Here is a 16769-nt window from a genome sequence, read left to right as displayed (position 1 = left end):
CCGGCGCGCCGGGTCCGGCCGACGAAGTACGGAAAAGCGTCGCGAAAAGACGCTAGACTTCGGGCCGCGGCCACGGCCGGTGGAAACGTTCGGCAAAGCGAGAGAAACGGGCAATGACCAAGGCACCGCGCATCGAGATCCCCCACGGCATGGATCTGACGCAGAACCCCCGCCTGAACAAGGGCACCGCCTTCACCGAGGAAGAGCGCGAGGCCTTCGGCCTGATCGGCCTGCTGCCCGAGGGCATCGACAATGTCGAGAACCGCCTGAAGCGGGTCATGCTCCAGCTCTCCAAGAAGTCGACCGACATGGGGCGCTACATCTTCCTGCAGTCGCTCTACGACAACGACCGCACGCTGTTCTACAAGACGATCATGTCGGACCCGGTGCGCTTCATGCCCATCGTCTATACCCCGACCGTCGGCGCCGCCTGCCAGACCTACGGCCACATCATGCGCCGGCCGAAGGGCATCTATCTCGGCATCAACCGCAAGGGCCGCATCGCCGAGATCCTGCGCCACTGGCCGGAGGAGGACATCCGCTTCATCGTCGTGACCGACGGCGAGCGCATCCTCGGCCTCGGCGATCTCGGCACCAACGGCATGGGCATCCCGATCGGCAAGCTGAACCTCTATACCGCCTGCGCCGGCGTGCCGCCGCGCCTGACCCTGCCGGTCATGATCGACGTCGGCACCAACAACGAGGATCTGCTGCGCGATCCGCTCTATCTGGGCCTCAAGCAGGCGCGGGTGCGCGGCAAGGAATATGACGAGTTCCTGGAGGAATTCGTGATGGCGGTGCAGGAAGTCTTCCCGCGCTGCTGCATCCAGTTCGAGGATTTCGCCAACGTCAACGCCGTGCCCCTGCTGGAGCGCTACCGCGATCGCGTGTCCTGCTTCAACGACGACATCCAGGGCACCGCCGGAGTCGCGGTCGCCGGCGTGCTGGCGGCGCTGCGCATCACCGGGAAATCCCTGAAGGACCAGCGTTTCCTGTTCCTCGGCGCGGGTTCGGCCGGCACCGGCATCGCCAACCTGCTGTCCCAGGTGATGCATCAGGCCGGCCTGTCGATCGAGGAGGCGCGGGCGCGCTGCCATCTCTTCGACATCGAGGGCCTTGTGGTCGACAGCCGCAACGACCTCGCCAGCTTCCAGCGCCCCTTCGCCCACAAGGGCGAGCAACTGCGCAGCTTCGTCGAGGCGGTCGAGGCCCTGAAGCCGACCGGCATCATCGGCGTCTCCGCCGTCGCCAAGGCCTTCACCCAGGAGGTGATCGAGGCGATGGCGCGGATCAACGAGCGCCCCATCGTCTTCCCCTATTCGAATCCGACCAGCCACGCCGAATGCACGGCGGAGGAAGCCTACAAATGGTCCGAAGGGCGGGCCATCTTCGCCTCCGGCAGCCCATTCCCACCGGTCCGCATCGGCGACAAGACCCTGGTCCCCGGCCAGGGCAACAATGTCTACATCTTCCCGGCCATCGGCCTCGCGGTCTATGCCACCGAGGCGAGCCGGGTGACCGACGGCATGTTCATCACGGCGGCGCGCGCCGTCGCCGAACAGGTGACCGACGCCGATCTCGAGGCCGGGCTGATCTATCCGCCCCTGTCGGGCATCCTCGAAGCCTCGGTCCAGGTCGCGGTGAAGGTCGCGGAACAGATCTTCAAGGAAGGCCAGGCCCGCGTGCCCGAGCCCGAGGACCTGGAACTCTACATCCGCTCGCGCATGTGGCGCCCGGTCTACAAGCAACTCCTCTGACCCCGCCCCGGGTGATCAAGTTTCGGGCAGTGCCCGAAGCCTGCACAAGATGCGTTCACCCTCTCGACGGCGGCGCCGTCTTCGGGTTCAATCGACGCGGGCGGTCGACCTGCGTTGCGTGCCCATGTTTTTAAAGCCGGTGAACCCGAGCGCGGTGACTTCGGAGCGAGCATGACCATCAGGGTGGCCCTCAATCACAAGACGACCTACAAATACGACCGTCTGGTCAACCTCGGTCCACAGACCATCCGGCTGCGCCCCGCGCCGCATTGCCGGACCCCGGTAACCGGATACTCGCTGCGAATCACCCCGACCGTCCATTTCCTGAACTGGCAGCAGGATCCGCAGTCGAACTATCTCGCCCGCGTCGTCTTTCCCGAAAAGACCCGGGAATTCGAGGTCGAGGTCGATCTGGTCGCCGAGATGGCGATCATCAACCCCTTCGACTTCTTCCTGGAAAAGGCCGCGGAACGCGCGCCCTTCGCCTATGAGCCGCATCTGGCGCACGAGTTGAAGCCCTATCTGGAGGTGCCGCCGCCGGGCCCCGAACTCACCGCCCTTCTGGCCAAGGTGGACCGGCGCCAGCGCGGTACGGTCGACTTCCTGGTCGATCTGAACCGCCTCGTGCATCGCCATGTGTCCTACGTGATCCGCATGGAACCGGGCGTGCAGACCCCGGAAGAGACCCTGACCCTGCAGAAGGGCTCGTGCCGCGATTCGGCCTGGCTGCTGGTGCATCTGCTGCGCCACCTGAAGCTGGCCGCGCGTTTCGTCTCGGGTTACCTGATCCAGCTCGCGCCCGACGTGAAGTCGCTGGACGGCCCCTCCGGCACCGAGGTCGACTTCACCGATCTCCACGCCTGGACCGAAGTCTATCTGCCGGGGGCCGGCTGGGTCGGCCTCGATCCGACCTCGGGCCTCTTCGCGGGCGAGGGCCATCTGCCGCTCGCCTGCTCGCCCGAGCCGGGCAGCGCCGCGCCCATCACCGGCGCCGTCGACGAGGCCGGAGTCGAATTCGACTTCTCCATGTCGATCACCCGCATCGTCGAGGCGGCCCGCGTCACCAAGCCCTATACCGAGGAGCAATGGGAGCGGATCGTCGCCTCCGGCGACGCGGTCGAGGAGAAGCTGGTGGCGGGCGACGTGCGCCTGACCATGGGCGGCGAGCCGACCTTCGTCTCGATCGACGATTTCGACGGTGGCGAGTGGAATACCGAGGCACTCGGCCCGACCAAGCGCGGCCTCGCCAATACCCTCGTCCACAAGCTCAAGAATCGCTACGCCCCGGGCGGCGTGCTGCATTATGGCCAGGGCAAGTGGTATCCGGGCGAAAGCCTGCCGCGCTGGGCGCTCGGCTGCTTCTGGCGCGCCGACGGCGAGCCGCTATGGCAGAACCCGAAATATCTGGGCGACGAGAACGTGAACTACGGCTTCACCCTGGAACAGGGCGAAACCTTTCTCATGACCCTCGCCGACAAGCTGAAGGTCTCGCCCGAGAATACGATCGCCGCCTTCGAGGACCCCTGGTACTGGATGTGGCGCGAGCGGCGCCTGCCGGTCAACGTCGATCCCCTGGAGAACCACATCGAGGACAAGGAGGAGCGCGAGCGCATGAGCCGCGTCTTCGACCAGGGCCTCGACACGCCCACCGGCTTCGTCCTGCCGCTCGAATGCTGGATGACCGTCGACGGCCCGCTGTGGCAGGCGAAACCCTGGAAGTTCCGTTCGAAGCGCGTCTTCCTGACCCCGGGCGATTCGCCGGTCGGCTATCGCCTGCCGCTGCAGAGCCTGCCCTGGGTGAAGAAGGAGGATTATCCCTACCACTTCGAGGAAGATCCCTTCGCCCCGCGCCCGCCCCTGCCGACCACCGCCTCCGGCCCCGTCGCCCAGGTGCCCGGGCGCCTGCCGGTGCGGCCGCTGCCGCCGCCGGACCCGATGCAACCCTTCGCGCCCCAGGGCAATTTCGTCGGCGTCTCCATGCCCGGCGTCATCCGCACCGCGCTCTCGGTCGAGATCCGGAACGGGCGGCTCTATATCTTCATGCCGCCGCAATCCTATCTCGAAGCCTGGGTCGACCTGATCGAGAAGATCGAGGAGACGGCGATCGCCCTCGACATGCCGGTGATCCTGGAAGGTTACGGCCCGCCCAAGGACTGGCGCCTGAAGAACATCATGGTGACGCCGGATCCGGGCGTGATCGAGGTGAACATCCACCCGTCGCGGTCGTGGCGCGAGCTGGTGGACATCACCACCACCCTCTACGACGACGCGCGCGAGACCCGCCTCGCCTCCGAGAAATTCATGATCGACGGGCGCCATGTCGGCACCGGCGGCGGCAACCACATCGTGGTCGGCGGCGCCCGGCCGGAGGACAGCCCGTTCCTGCGCCGGCCGCACCTGCTGCGCAGCCTGCTGTGCTACTGGCAGAACCACCCGAGCCTCTCCTATCTGTTCTCGGGCATGTTCCTCGGCCCGACCAGTCAGGCGCCGCGCATCGACGAGGCGCGCCATGATTCGCTCTACGAGCTCGAGATCGCCTTCCGTCAGGTGCCCGACCATACGGACGTGCCGTCCTGGCTGGTCGATCGCCTGTTCCGCCACCTGCTGGCGGATGTGACCGGCAACACCCATCGCTCCGAGTTCTGCATCGACAAGCTGTTCTCGCCCGATTCCTCGTCCGGCCGGCTCGGCCTTCTCGAACTGCGCGCCTTCGAAATGCCGCCGCACGCCCGCATGTCCTGCGTGCAGCAATTGATCCTGCGGGCCCTGATCGCGCATTTCTGGGACCATCCCTATCCGGCGCGCCTGGTGCGCTGGGGCACGGAACTGCACGACCGCTTCCTGCTGCCCCATTTCGTCGCGGAAGACCTGGACGACGTGGTGGCGGATCTCCAGCAATGGGGCTTCACCTTCGAGCGCGAATGGCTGGATCCCCATTTCGAGTTCCGCTTCCCGCACTACGGCACCATCCATCAGCGCGGCCTGACCCTCGAGCTGCGTCAGGCGCTGGAGCCCTGGCACGTGCTGGGCGAGGAAGGCTTCGCCGGCGGCACGGTGCGTTTCGTCGACAGTTCGGTCGAACGCATCCAGGTGAAGGTGAACGGCATGACCGACGGCCGCCACGCGGTTGCCGTCAACGGCATGCGCGTGCCCCTGACCTCGACCGGGCGGGAGGGCGAATATGTCGCCGCCGTGCGCTTCCGCGCGTGGCAGCCGGCCTCCGCCCTGCATCCGACGATTCCGCCCCATGGACCGCTGGTGTTCGACATCGTCGACGAATGGTCGAACCGCGCGATCGGCGGCTGCACCTATCACGTCTCGCATCCCGGCGGGCGCAACTATGTAACGGCACCGGTCAACGCCTATGAGGCGGAAGGCCGGCGCCTGTCGCGCTTCTTCAGCTTCGGCCACACCCCGGGTCCGATGACCCTGGGGCCGGTCGAAATCTCGAAGGAATTCCCGCTGACGCTGGACCTGCGCCGGCAATAGGCGGCACCTCTTCCCCGGAAGCCGACGCTTTCGGGGAGGACTCGCGAAATTGACTGCATCGTGATCGGCGAATTGACTGCAACAATTCGCTCTAGGAATGATCGGGATTTTCATGGCGGCGCCCGACCTGCCTGATACGATGGCCCGCGTGAGTCTGGCGATCGAACCCCAAGGCCCCGAGGACGGGGCGCAAATCCCCCTGCCCCTGCCCGGCGGTGCCGCCGCCGGCGAACCGCAGGCCGTGGGCCGCTATCTGCCCCAGCCCGGCGTCTTCGACGAATGCGTCGACGCCGATGCCCATCTGCGCCCGCACTGGCGCGAGCTGTTCGAGAATCTCTCGGCTTTCGGTCCGGGCGAATTCGGCGAGCGGACGGAACGCGCGCGCCAGCTCCTGCACGACAATGGCGTCACCTACAATGTCTATGGCGATCCCCGCAACGCCGCCCGCGCGATCGAGCTGGATCTCGTGCCGCTCGTCATTTCCGAAGCCGAATGGGCGGAGGTCGAGGCCGGCCTGATCCAGCGCGCGCGCCTGATGAACAGCCTGCTGGCCGATCTCTACGGCGAGCAGCGCAGCCTGAAGGACGGCGTGCTGCATCCCGGCGTGGTCGAGGGCAATCCCGACTATCTGCGGGCCCTGCGGGGTTTTCGCGCCCCGGGCGACATCTGGCTGCATGTCTATGCCGTCGATCTGGTGCGCGGGCCGGATGGGCGCTGGCTGGTCGTCGGCGACCGGACGCGGACCCCGGCCGGCCCCGGCTACGCCCTCGAGAACCGCATCATCACCTCGCGCTCCCTGGCGGAGGCCTACCGCGCCATCAAGGTGAAGCGCCTCGCCGCCTGGTTCGACCGCCTGCGCCAGACGCTGCGCGCGCTGGCGCCCTGGACGCGCTATCCCCGCATCGTCCTTCTGACGCCCGGCCCCTACAACGAGACCTATTTCGAACACGCCTATCTGGCGCGCTATCTCGGCTATACGCTGGTCGAGGGCAACGACCTGACGGTGCGCGGCGACCGCGTCTTCCTGAAGACGCTGGGCGGGCTGGAGCCGGTCGACGTCATCCTGCGCCGGGTCGACGACGATTTCTGCGACCCCCTGGAACTGCGCGGCGATTCGCCCTTCGGCGTCGCCGGCTTGGTGCAGGCGGTGCTGGCCGGCCATGTCGTGGTCGCCAATGCGCTGGGTTCGGGCCTCGCCGAGACGCCGGCCATCATCCCCTATCTGCCCGCCCTGTCGCGGCATCTGCTGGGCGAGGAACTGGCGCTGCCCAATCTGGACACGGTCTGGGCGGGCGAGGCCCAGGGCCGCGCGCGGCTGACCGCGACCGGCGGCAATTACGCGCTGCGCCCGGCCTTTCCGCGCATCGGCGTGCCCGCGCCCGGGGACGGCGAGGCCTGGGGCCGGCACCTGGACTACCGGCCCTATGACGCCGTCGGCCAGGCGCCGGTCCGGCTGTCGACCGCGCCCTGCTTCACGCCGGAAGGGGTGCGCCCGCGCCCCGTGGTGCTGCGCGCCTTCCTGACCGCGACGGAGAAGGGCTTTTCGGTCATGCCCGGCGGCCTGGTGCGGATCGCGCCGACCACCGACCGCCCCATCCTGCACCTGCAGCAGAGCGGGCTTTCGAAGGATGCCTGGGTGCTGTCGTCGGGCCCGGTCGAACAATTCAGCCTGCTGCGCCCGCCCGATACCGCGGTCGAGGTCCGGCGCCAGGGCAACAATCTGCCGAGCCGCGTGGCCGACGATCTCTATTGGGTCGGGCGCTATGCCGAGCGTGCCGAATTCGGCGTCCGCGCCCTTCGTGCCGTCATCCAGCGCCTGACCGACGGCGGCGGCCCCCAGGGCAATGTCGAGATCGGGCCGGGCGTCGCCTTCCTTGCCTCGATCGGCGAAATCACGCCCGAACTGGCGGAACTGGCGACCACGGACCGGGAGGCTTTCGACGCCGAGCTCCTGCCCATGCTGATCGACGAATTCCGCGCCGGCGGCTTCGCCTCGGCGGTCCGGCGCCTGAACATGAACACCGGCATGGTGCGCGACCGCCTGTCGGTCGACATGACCCGCGTCCTCCTGCATCTGCACGGCCAGATCGAGGAAGTGGGCAAGGCGACGCCGGGCGATTACGTCGGCCTGCTCGACTGCTTCGATTCGATCGTCGCCTCCATGGCGGCGCTGTCCGGCCTCGGCATGGAGAACATGACCCGGGGCCAGGCCTGGCGCTTCATGGATCTCGGCCGGCGCATCGAGAGGGCGGTCTGCGCCATCTCGCTGACCCGCGACCTCATCATCGGCGGCGAGGACGGGGAGAATCGCGCCCTCGACCTCGCGCTCGAGGTGGCCGACAGCTTCATGACCTATCGCGCGCGCTATTTCACCGGCGCGCAATTCGCCCCGGTGCTCGACCTCCTGCTGCTGGACGAGGCCAATCCGCGCTCGCTGGCGCGCCAGATGTGGGCGCTGGCCGACCACGTCGAGAATCTGCCGCGCGAACGCGGCGCCTTCGGCTCGGGCGCCGCCCGCCTGCTGGCCCAGACCGCGCTCGCCGAATTGCGCGCGGCGGAGATCCAGCGCCTGGCCGGGGCCGGCGCCGACGGCCGCAACAGCGAGCTCGAAGCCCTTCTCGAAGCGGTCAGCGTCACCCTGCCCGAACTGTCCGACATCATTTCCCAGACCTATTTCAGCCATGCCCTGGCGGTCCGGCCGGGCGGCCCGATCCGCACGGTGAGCACGCCATGATCCGCTATCAGGCCCGCCACAACACGGTCTACGACTATGGCGATCCGGTCACCCTGTCCCACCATCTGGCGCATCTGAAGCCGCGCGACAGCGCGCGCCAGAGATTGCTGAAGCACGAGTTGCGGGTGGTGCCGGAACCTTCGACCTGGAACGAACGGACGGACGGCTTCGGCAATCCCATCGTCCAGTTCGCCATGGAGGAGCCGCATCAGCGCCTGATCGTCGAATCCGTGATCGAGATCGAGATCAAGGCGGCGAAACCGCCCGCCGACGAGGATTGCCCGGCCTGGGACCTGCTCCGCGCCCGTCTCGACGAGGCGGCGCCCGACACTTTGTCCATCCATACCTTCCGCCAGGATTCGACCCTGGTCGAGGCGGCGGCCGAATTCGCCGACTATGCGGCGCCCGATTTCACGCCGGGGCGTCCGATCGTGGCCGCCGTCCGCGCCCTGACCAGCCGCATTCACGAGGAATTCGCCTTCGACCCGCAGGCGACCACGGTGACCACGCCGCCGAGCGAGGTCCTGGAGGTGAAACGCGGCGTGTGTCAGGATTTCGCCCATCTGATGATCGCCTGCCTGCGCTCGGTCGGGCTGCCGGCCCGCTATGTCAGCGGTTACCTGCGGACGACGCCGCCGCCGGGCCGGCCGCGCCTCGTCGGCGCCGACCAGTCCCACGCCTGGGTTGCGGTCTGGATCGGCGGCGACCGCTGGCTGGAATTCGACCCGACCAACGACTGCATCCCCTCCCTCGACCACATCACCGTCGCCCACGGCCGCGACTACGACGATGTCGCGCCCTTGCGCGGCATCATCGTCGGCGGCGGCCCGCACCGGCTTCAGGTCGGGGTCGACGTGGTGCCGGTCAAGAATGAGGCAGCACCGAAGGTCTAGCGCCGGATCTGCCGATTTTTGATGCGGTGCATCGATCGAGTTTGCTAGGCTCGACATCGGGATGAAGAGAGGACTTGGATGAGCGGCATTCTCTCCCGATACGATCACGGACCTTTCTTTTGCGAGATCATGGGGAGTTCGGGAACCCCGCCCGCAGAACACACGGCAGCCATCCGCGAGCGCCTCGCCGAACTGGATCTGGATGCCCTCCAGCGCCGCGCCGAGGATGCTGAACGCGAACTCTACAACCTCGGCATCACCTTCACCGTCTATTCGGAAAAGGACGCGATCGACCGCATCCTGCCGTTCGACGTGATCCCCCGGGTGATCAGCAAGGAGGACTGGGCCTGGCTGGAGGCCGGGGTAATTCAGCGGGTTACCGCCATAAACCTGTTCCTGGCCGATATCTACGGGCCCCAGCACGTCCTGAAGGACGGCCTGATCCCGCCGGAACTGGTGCTGCAGAACAGCAACTTCCAGCCCGCCATGATCGGCGTGAAGGTGCCCCACAACGCCTATGCCAGCATCTGCGGCATCGACCTCGTCAGGGACGACAACGGCCGCTTCATGGTGCTCGAGGACAATGCCAGGACCCCGTCGGGCGTGTCCTACGTGCTCGAGAACCGCAACATGATGTTGCGGGCCTTCCCGGACATGACCACCGACATCTCGATCCGCCCGGTCGACAACTATGGCCCCAAGCTGCAGGAGGCCATGGTCGAGATCGCGCCGGAGGAGATCACCGACCCGCAGGTCGTGCTGCTCTCGCCGGGCACCTACAATTCCGCCTATTTCGAGCACATCTTCCTCGCCCGCGAGATGGGCGTGCCCCTGGTCGAGGGCCGCGACCTCGTCGTCGAGAACGACCGCGTCTACATGAAGACCACCGGCGGGCTGGAGCCGGTGCACACGATCTACCGGCGCCTGAACGACGATTTTCTCGATCCCGAGGTGTTCCGCCCCGAATCGACCCTGGGCGTGCCGGGCCTGATGCGGGCGCTCCGGGCCGGCAATGTGGCGCTGGCCAATTCGGTCGGCACCGGCGTCGCCGACGACAAGGCGGTCTATGCCTATATGCCGCGCCTGATCAAATACTATCTGCAGCAGGATCCGATCCTCGACAATGTCGAGACCTTCATCTGCCGCGAACCCGACGCGCTGGCCTATACGCTCGATAATCTCGACAAGCTCGTCGTCAAGCCGGTGGCCGAATCCGGCGGCTATGGCATCACGGTCGGCCCGAAGGCGAGTCAGGAGGAGTTGGAGGCCTGCCGCGCCAATCTCCTGAAGGATCCGGCGAACTACATCAGCCAGCCGACGATCCAGCTCTCGGTCTGCCCGACCCTGGTCGAGGGCGAGGTCGAACCCCGCCACGTCGATCTCCGCCCCTTCGCCATCACCGGCAAATCCACCTGGGTCCTGCCCGGCGGTCTCACCCGGGTCGCGATGCGTCGCGGCTCGCTCGTCGTCAACTCCAGCCAGGGAGGCGGGTCGAAAGACACGTGGGTGCTTGGCTAGACTTCTTGCCCGTTTCGCCGAAGACATGTTCTGGCTCGCCCGCAATATGGAGCGGGCCGAGAACCTGGCGCGTATTCTCGACGTCAACGAGACCTTCAGCCGCGACGCGCGCGGCTCGCAGAACTGGCTGTCGATCGTGCATCTGCACGCCGATGCCGAACCCTTCTTCAAGAAGCACCAGGCCGCGACCGCGAACACGGTGATCCACTACTATATGCTGGATGCCGAGAACCCGAGCTCGATCCTGTCGTGCCTGAAGATGGCCCGGGACAACGCCCGCACGCTGCGCCCGCTGATCTCGACCGAGCTGTGGACGCAGATCAACATGTTCCATGCCTGGATGAAGGGTCTGAGCCCGGTCGAGGTCGGCCGCGCCGATCTCTCGCGGGTGTGCAGCAAGATCAAGGAAGGCTGCCAGACCCACACCGGCATCCTGGAAGGCACGCTGTACCGCGACGAGGGCTGGTATTTCTATCAGCTCGGCAAGCTTCTGGAACGCGCGGACCAAAGTACCCGCATGCTCGACATCAAGTATCACATGCTGCTGCCGAGCGCCGCCGAGGTGGGCTCCCCCCTCGATGTGTCGCAGTGGAACGCGCTTCTGCGCTCCGCCGCCGGCTATCACGCCTATCGCCGGGTCCAGCCGCGCGGCATGAGCCCGGCCTCGGTCGCCGGCTTCCTGATCTTCAACCCGGCCTTCCCGCGCTCGCTGGCGGTCTGCGTCGCCCAGATCGACGAGATCGTCATGCGCCTGCGCCAGCGCTACGGCCTGCGGGCGGGCAACCGCACCCTGGAAATCCTCGACGGCATTCGCGGCACCCTCGCCAACCGCTCGATCGAGATGGTGCTGGGCGGCGGGCTGCACGAATTCCTGGACTGGGTGCAGTTGCAGCTGATCTCCATCACCGACGATCTCGGCATGTCGTTCTTCGGCCATTCGGCGACGCCCGACCAGGCGGCCTGATCCCCGGGGTCCCGATCCCCGGAGTCCCGCCCCCTTCGCGCCGCCCCCGTCTCGTCTTTCGGGGGCGGCGCTGCTATTCTGCCGGACGACATCCGGGGGGATGGGGGTTCGATGACATTTTCCGCGATCTTCAGCCGAGCCGCGCGCGCCGCCGCGGCACTGGTCCTGGCGCTGTCCCTCGGCGCGGTGCCTGCCCATGCCGGGCGCCGGGTCGATGAATTCTCGTCCGGTTTCTGGACCACCTACGCCTATCAGAACGACGACGGCAGCTTCGGCCATTGCGGCATGGAAACGCGCTTCGACGACGGCCTGATGCTCGCCATCCTGCTGGCGACGAACGGCGTCAACATCGTCATGCTGAACGATGCCTGGCGGTTGAAGCCGGGCGGACGCTCGTCGATGACCGTCCGGATCGACCGGCGCTACAGCAACGCCCTGCCCGTCGGTTTCGCGGGCGACGACGCCATGATCGCCGGCATCGGCTTCGATCCCGAGTTCTGGAGCGCCTTCAAGGCCGGTCTCGAAATGCGGCTGGAACTGGCGGACGGGCGGTCCTGGAACGTCAGCCTGAAGGGTTCCAACAAGGCGACCCAGGCGCTCACCCTCTGCTACGACCTCTATTCGCCCGAAGGCCGCAAGGGCATGTTCAAATAAAGGGGAGCACAGCCATGCGATCCATCCTTTCCTGCCTCTTGGCCCTGGTGCTGACCGCTGCCGCGACCCAGGCGCTGGCCGGCAAGCGGCTGGACAAGGTGGTCGAGGGCTTCTGGACCGCCTATGCCTATGAAAACGACGACGGCGCCTTCAGCCATTGCAGCGTCGAGACCAGGTTCAAGGACGGCATGACGCTGGGCCTGCGGGCCTATGACGGCGGCTTCAACCTGCATCTCGAGAACGACGACTGGCAGATGGACACCGACGGCCGCTCGGCGGTCGAGGTGGTGATCGCCGGCGCCTACGACCGTTTCACCAGCATGACCGTGGTCTCGAACCGGGAACTGCGCGCGGGCTTCGGCTTCGACAAGGCGTTCTGGAAGGCGTTCCGCGCCGGCAACACCATGCGTCTCACCCTGGCCGACGGCCGCGCCTGGAGCATCGACCTGAAGGGCACGTCGACGACGGCCGGCGCGGTCGAGAGCTGCTATCGCCGCCATTTCGCCAAGCGCGCATCGGCCCTGTTCGACTAGCCGCCTCTAATAGTCGAACTTGTAGTTGAGGCCGACGGCGGAACTGTCGGCCTGGCCGATGCTGCCCTCGACGGTGACCCGGGGATAGACCTCGACCTCGATGTTGACCGAGCCCGAATTGGGTGTCAGCCCCTGCTCGAACCCGAGATAGACGCCGTCGGCGATATAGCGCCCGGCCGACAGGCTGGTGCCCGCCAGGGCGCCGCCCGAACCGCTGGTGTCGGCGCTGTCGTCCGAGCCGATGTCCAGCCGATCGAGGCCGAGCGCGTCGCGCACCCCGCCCAGGACGTCGCCGCCGCCCTTGCCGCTCAGCTCCAGCGCCGTCTGGCCGAGACGGATCGCCTGGCTGGTGGTCAGATTGGCGACGGAACGCCCGAACAGCACCCGGCTCAGCACTTCGTCGTTGGGTAGCGCCGGTTCCGACGACAGGTCGATCTTCAGGGCGGTCACCGGGCCGGTGATGGCGATCTTGGCCTCGACGTCGTCCGCCGGGGCGGAGGCGATCACCGTGATCTGCGGCGGCGCCCCGAGGCCCGAAGGGAAGGTCAGCGATCCCTCGGAAATGGCGAAGGGCCGGCCCGCCAGCGTATAGGTGCCGCGCACCACCTCGAAGCCGCCGCGCGCATCCGGCGCGGTGATCGGCCCCGCCAGTTTCAGGTTGCCGCGCCATTCGGAATCGAGGCCCCGGCCCCGGACGAAGAATTGCCCCGGCGCCTCGACCGTGAGGTCGATATGGCCGACCGCCGGAGGCTTGCCCTTCGCGTCGCCGCCGGGCACCGACAGATCCGTCGGCGCCTGGCCGCCGCCGGCATCGCGCACCTCGACCACCGGCACGGAGACCGGGACCCTGGCCGAGATTTCGACGTTGCCGCGCTGGATCACCACCTTGCCCGTCACCTCGGGCGCGGTCGCGGTGCCCTTGACCGTCATGTCGATGTCGCCCGAGGTGGTGGCGAGATCGAGTCGGGTGAAGCGCAGGCCCACGGCCTTGATCGCCGCGTCGAGGGCGAAATCGCCGTCCGCCGTCTGCCGGGCGGAGCCGGTGCCGGTTAGCGTGCCGCCCTCGCCGTCGGTCGCGGTCAGGCTTTCGATGGTGGCGCTTTCCCCGGTGAAGGCCAGCGCCATCTCCATGTCGCGCAGTTCGAAGCCGGACAGACCGTTGGTGAAGCGTCCCTTGCTCAGGGTCAGGCGCCCGGTCGGCTCCGGCGCGCCGACGCTGCCGCCGACACGGGCGTCCACGGCCAGCCGGCCCCGGATCTCGTTGTCGCCGAGGGGGAGCAGGGGCGCCAGCCGGCGCAGATTGGCGTTCACCTGGAGCGCGACGTCCATCGCGCCCTTTTCGTCCGGCATGGGGATGCCGCCGTCGATGCGCACGGGAATGGTGCCGGTTGCCCTGATCTCGGCCTCGCGGATGCCGGTGACGGCGAGATCGAGATCCGCCTGATTACGCCGCCACTTGATGGTGGCATCCAGATCGGGGCGCGGCATGTCGGCCACGGCGACGTCGACCACCGAGGCCGGCGGGCGCAGCCCGCGCCCCGCCAGCGTCAGTTCGCCCGCGGCACCGTCGAGGCTGAGGGTCAGGTCGACCGTGCCCCCGGGCAGATCCGCCGCCGGCATCAGGCCGGCGAGATCGGCGAAATCGAAGCCGGTGACCGACAGCTTGCCGGCCATCGCCCGACCGAGCGTGACGCCACCCTCCGCCCGGGCCTTGCCGAAGGCGAGCGCGATGTCCCTCACCGCCGTCTGGGGGCCGAGCGCGACCGTGAGCGGCTTGCGCAGCCCGAAGGGCGTCTCGGCCAATTGCCCGTCGAGCTTCGCGACGGTCAGTTGCGGTACGGCCCCCCGGGCATCGAAACTGCCCTTGCCCGAAAGGCCGAGCGGCGCCGGCACGCCGCCCGCAAGATCCACGGTAAAGGCGACATTGTCGAAGGACGCGAGATCCGCCTTGGCGGCGAGGCGGTCGATCACGGCCTTGCCGCTGGCGACGGCGCTCGCCGTCACCTCGGCCCGGCCGCGCCCGGCGCCCAGCAGATCGTCCAGCGCCGCCTTGGCCGAAAGCCGGCCCACGGTGACGCCCGAGGCGGCGATGTCGCGCCCGTCCAGGGTCAGGTCGGCGCCCTGGCCACCGTTCCGGGGCGCCAGCGCGAGATCGATGTTCAAGGCCCCGGCCAGCTTCTGCCCGGCGAGGGCGGAAAAGCCGTCGAGCCGCGCGGCCGCGATCTTCAGGCCGCCCGTAATCTCCCCCGTCTCCAGGCCATAGGCGACGTCGCCGCCGATCCTGGCACCGAGGGCGGTGCCGTCGATGGCGCTGACCACCGCCCTTTCGCCGTCGAACAGGAGATCGGCGCCGAGAGCGACCGGCCATGCCCCGCCCAGCGCCAGATCGAAACGCCCGCTCGAGGTGCCGGCGGCGGGATCGGGTGTCGCCTTCATGACCAGGCTGGGGTCGCCGACTTCGGTGCCGCCGACGGACAGAGCCTTGCCGTCGACGGTGAGATCGATCACCGGCAGGTCGATGGTGCCGCCGACGGTACCGTCGACATGGGCGCTGCCCGATATGCCGCCCGCCTCGAGCCGGGCCAGATCCTCCGCCACCAGGGCGAGCTTGGCCTCGATCGCGCCGTCGGCCGGATCGAAACGGCCGGAAGCGTCGAGCGTGGCGGCGGCGGTGCGCAGCGCCAGCGTCTCGACCGTGATGCCGGCCGTCGCGTAGCGCCCGGCCAGGGTGACGTCGGGCGCGGCGCCCAGAAGCCGCGGCAGCGGATCCTCGTCCGCGCCGCCGATGTCCTTGCCCGCGATCGCGACCGAGAAGCCGAGATCCGGGTCCGCCAGCATGCCATCGACCGAGAGGCGCGCCGTCGCCCCCCCGGTGAGCCCGCCCGCCGGCAGATCCGCCAGCCTGGGCAGGGCGACGTCGAAAGTGCCGGTCAGGCCGTCGAAATGCTCGGCCAATGCCAAGGTGCCGGCGATCGCCGCCCCCGGTGCCTCGACCCCGAGGCGCGAGACCTCGACATGGCCGGTATCGAGGGCGGCGACGGCGGCCAGCGTCACCCGGCCGGGGCGGAGCGCCGGCGGCACGGCGGCCAGGGCCGGCAGATCGGCGTCGGGCGCCAGATCGATGGTCGCGTTGAGGGAGGCGTCGCGCCCATCCTCCAACAGACCGTCGGCCTTGAGGGCGAGGCCGTTTGCCGCCAGCGTCAGGCCGCGCAGGAGAAGGCGCGATCCGGCCATTTCGGCCTCGAGGCCGATGTCGAGCCCCGGCGCCTCGCCCGCCAGCAGGGGCGCGATCTCGGGCGGGGCGAAGGGGCCGGGATCGGCCTTGGCCACCAGGGCGAGGGCGATGCCTTCCGCCGTCCGCGCCAGCTGCAGACGCCCGTCGAGGCCGGCACCGGCCGCGGCGGCCTCGATCCTGGCATCGAAGGCGGTGAGAGGGCCTTCGCCTTCGACGGCGAGATGGATGGGGCGGTCGCCGGGCAGGCCGGCGATGCGCGAGATCGGCCCCCCCGCCGGTTCGTCCAGCACGAGGTTGAGGGTCAGCACGTCGTCCGCCGGCCGGTGCAGGGCTTCGACGTCGAGGCGCGGCGCGTGCTCCCCTTCGAGGGGGGAGAGGGCCAGGGTCAGCCCGGCCGCCCCCGCGTCGTCGACGCCGAGACGCCCGTTCAGGGCGAGGCGCGTCGCCTCCCCCGCCACGGCGGGATCGAGCACGATCTCCGCGACCGCGAGCCGGTCGACGGCGAGCCCCTTGGGCAGGCTCGGCACCGAAAGATCCATCGGCTCGTCGCTGGGCGGCGTTTCCTCGGCACCGCCGGCGGGCAGGCGGTGGAGCGTGAGGCGTTCCGCCTCGACCTTTTCGACATGGATGCGCCCGCCGATCAGGGCCCAGGGATCTAGGGAGACGGCGGCCTGCTCCAGCACCAGCCATGTGCCGTCCCCGTCGCCCAGTTCGACCCGGGCGAGACGCGGGCCGAAAGGCATGCCGCCCGAAAGCCCGTCCAGCTTCAGGGCGAAATCGGGGCCGGAGACCATGTCCGAAACCTGTTCGGCGATCATGGTCTTCACCGCCGGCACCTGCAGCGCGCCGAGGACCGCGCCGATCAGGACGAGGGGCACGGCCAGCGTGATCCCGGTCCATTTCAGGGCGCGGGGCAGGCGCCGCTTCCGCGCGGGATCGGGCCTGGGGTTCGGATTGGGCGTGGGGTTCGGGGCAGGGTTCGGGGTGGTCAT

The 16769-nt window shown here is 68.4% G+C and carries 9 protein-coding genes; 8 read left to right on the top strand and 1 reads right to left on the bottom strand.

The window, feature by feature from the left end; all coding sequences use genetic code 11:
• The first annotated feature begins 113 nt into the window (after positions 1-113).
• The 8 genes from L2U69_RS09920 (at position 114) to L2U69_RS09885 (ending at position 12542) form a co-directional block, all read left to right on the top strand.
• Positions 114-1757, top strand: coding sequence for an NAD-dependent malic enzyme (locus L2U69_RS09920; RefSeq protein WP_236106648.1), 1644 nt, complete (start codon positions 114-116; stop codon positions 1755-1757).
• Positions 1758-1928: 171 nt separating this feature from the next.
• On the top strand, positions 1929-5246 hold the full coding sequence (locus tag L2U69_RS09915) for a transglutaminase family protein (protein WP_236106647.1): 3318 nt from the start codon (positions 1929-1931) through the stop codon (positions 5244-5246).
• Between the two features lie 112 nt (positions 5247-5358).
• The gene (locus tag L2U69_RS09910) at positions 5359-7980 is read left to right on the top strand and encodes a circularly permuted type 2 ATP-grasp protein (protein WP_236106646.1); all 2622 of its coding nucleotides are present in this window, start codon (positions 5359-5361) and stop codon (positions 7978-7980) included.
• Entirely contained in the window at positions 7977-8873 is an 897-nt protein-coding gene (locus L2U69_RS09905; RefSeq protein WP_236106645.1) for a transglutaminase family protein, read from the top strand. The genes L2U69_RS09910 and L2U69_RS09905 overlap by 4 nt, the downstream gene beginning before the upstream one ends.
• A 129-nt stretch (positions 8874-9002) precedes the next feature.
• Positions 9003-10391 carry a circularly permuted type 2 ATP-grasp protein gene (locus L2U69_RS09900; protein ID WP_408065810.1) on the top strand — a complete coding sequence of 463 codons (1389 nt, stop codon included), beginning with the start codon at positions 9003-9005 and terminating at the stop codon, positions 10389-10391.
• Complete coding sequence (locus L2U69_RS09895) at positions 10384-11355, top strand: alpha-E domain-containing protein (RefSeq protein WP_236106643.1); 972 nt, start codon at positions 10384-10386, stop codon at positions 11353-11355. The genes L2U69_RS09900 and L2U69_RS09895 overlap by 8 nt, the downstream gene beginning before the upstream one ends.
• A gap of 111 nt (positions 11356-11466) precedes the next feature.
• On the top strand, positions 11467-12009 hold the full coding sequence (locus L2U69_RS09890) for an invasion associated locus B family protein (protein ID WP_236106642.1): 543 nt from the start codon (positions 11467-11469) through the stop codon (positions 12007-12009).
• A 14-nt stretch (positions 12010-12023) separates the two neighbouring features.
• Complete coding sequence (locus L2U69_RS09885) at positions 12024-12542, top strand: hypothetical protein (protein ID WP_236106641.1); 519 nt, start codon at positions 12024-12026, stop codon at positions 12540-12542.
• A gap of 6 nt (positions 12543-12548) precedes the next feature.
• Here L2U69_RS09885 and L2U69_RS09880 read toward each other — a convergent pair whose 3' ends face one another.
• Positions 12549-16769: a translocation/assembly module TamB domain-containing protein gene (locus L2U69_RS09880; RefSeq protein ID WP_236106640.1), complete on the bottom strand. Its 4221-nt coding sequence runs from the start codon at positions 16767-16769 to the stop codon at positions 12549-12551.

Origin of the sequence: Zavarzinia marina, assembly GCF_021568905.1 — a bacterium.
Classification (GTDB): domain Bacteria; phylum Pseudomonadota; class Alphaproteobacteria; order Zavarziniales; family Zavarziniaceae; genus Zavarzinia; species Zavarzinia marina.
Note: the sequence above shows the minus strand (reverse complement) of the source record. Positions and strands in the feature narration are given on the sequence as shown.

What these genes read in the sequence shown, in the direction of transcription:
- L2U69_RS09920 (WP_236106648.1), top strand. Translation starts at nt 114, where the DNA reads ATGACCAAGGCACCGCGCATCGAGATCCCCCACGGCATGGATCTGACG.
- L2U69_RS09915 (WP_236106647.1), top strand. Translation starts at nt 1,929, where the DNA reads ATGACCATCAGGGTGGCCCTCAATCACAAGACGACCTACAAATACGAC.
- L2U69_RS09910 (WP_236106646.1), top strand. Translation starts at nt 5,359, where the DNA reads ATGGCGGCGCCCGACCTGCCTGATACGATGGCCCGCGTGAGTCTGGCG.
- L2U69_RS09905 (WP_236106645.1), top strand. Translation starts at nt 7,977, where the DNA reads ATGATCCGCTATCAGGCCCGCCACAACACGGTCTACGACTATGGCGAT.
- L2U69_RS09900 (WP_408065810.1), top strand. Translation starts at nt 9,003, where the DNA reads ATGGGGAGTTCGGGAACCCCGCCCGCAGAACACACGGCAGCCATCCGC.
- L2U69_RS09890 (WP_236106642.1), top strand. Translation starts at nt 11,467, where the DNA reads ATGACATTTTCCGCGATCTTCAGCCGAGCCGCGCGCGCCGCCGCGGCA.
- L2U69_RS09885 (WP_236106641.1), top strand. Translation starts at nt 12,024, where the DNA reads ATGCGATCCATCCTTTCCTGCCTCTTGGCCCTGGTGCTGACCGCTGCC.
- L2U69_RS09880 (WP_236106640.1), bottom strand. Translation starts at nt 16,769, where the DNA reads ATGACCACCCCGAACCCTGCCCCGAACCCCACGCCCAATCCGAACCCC.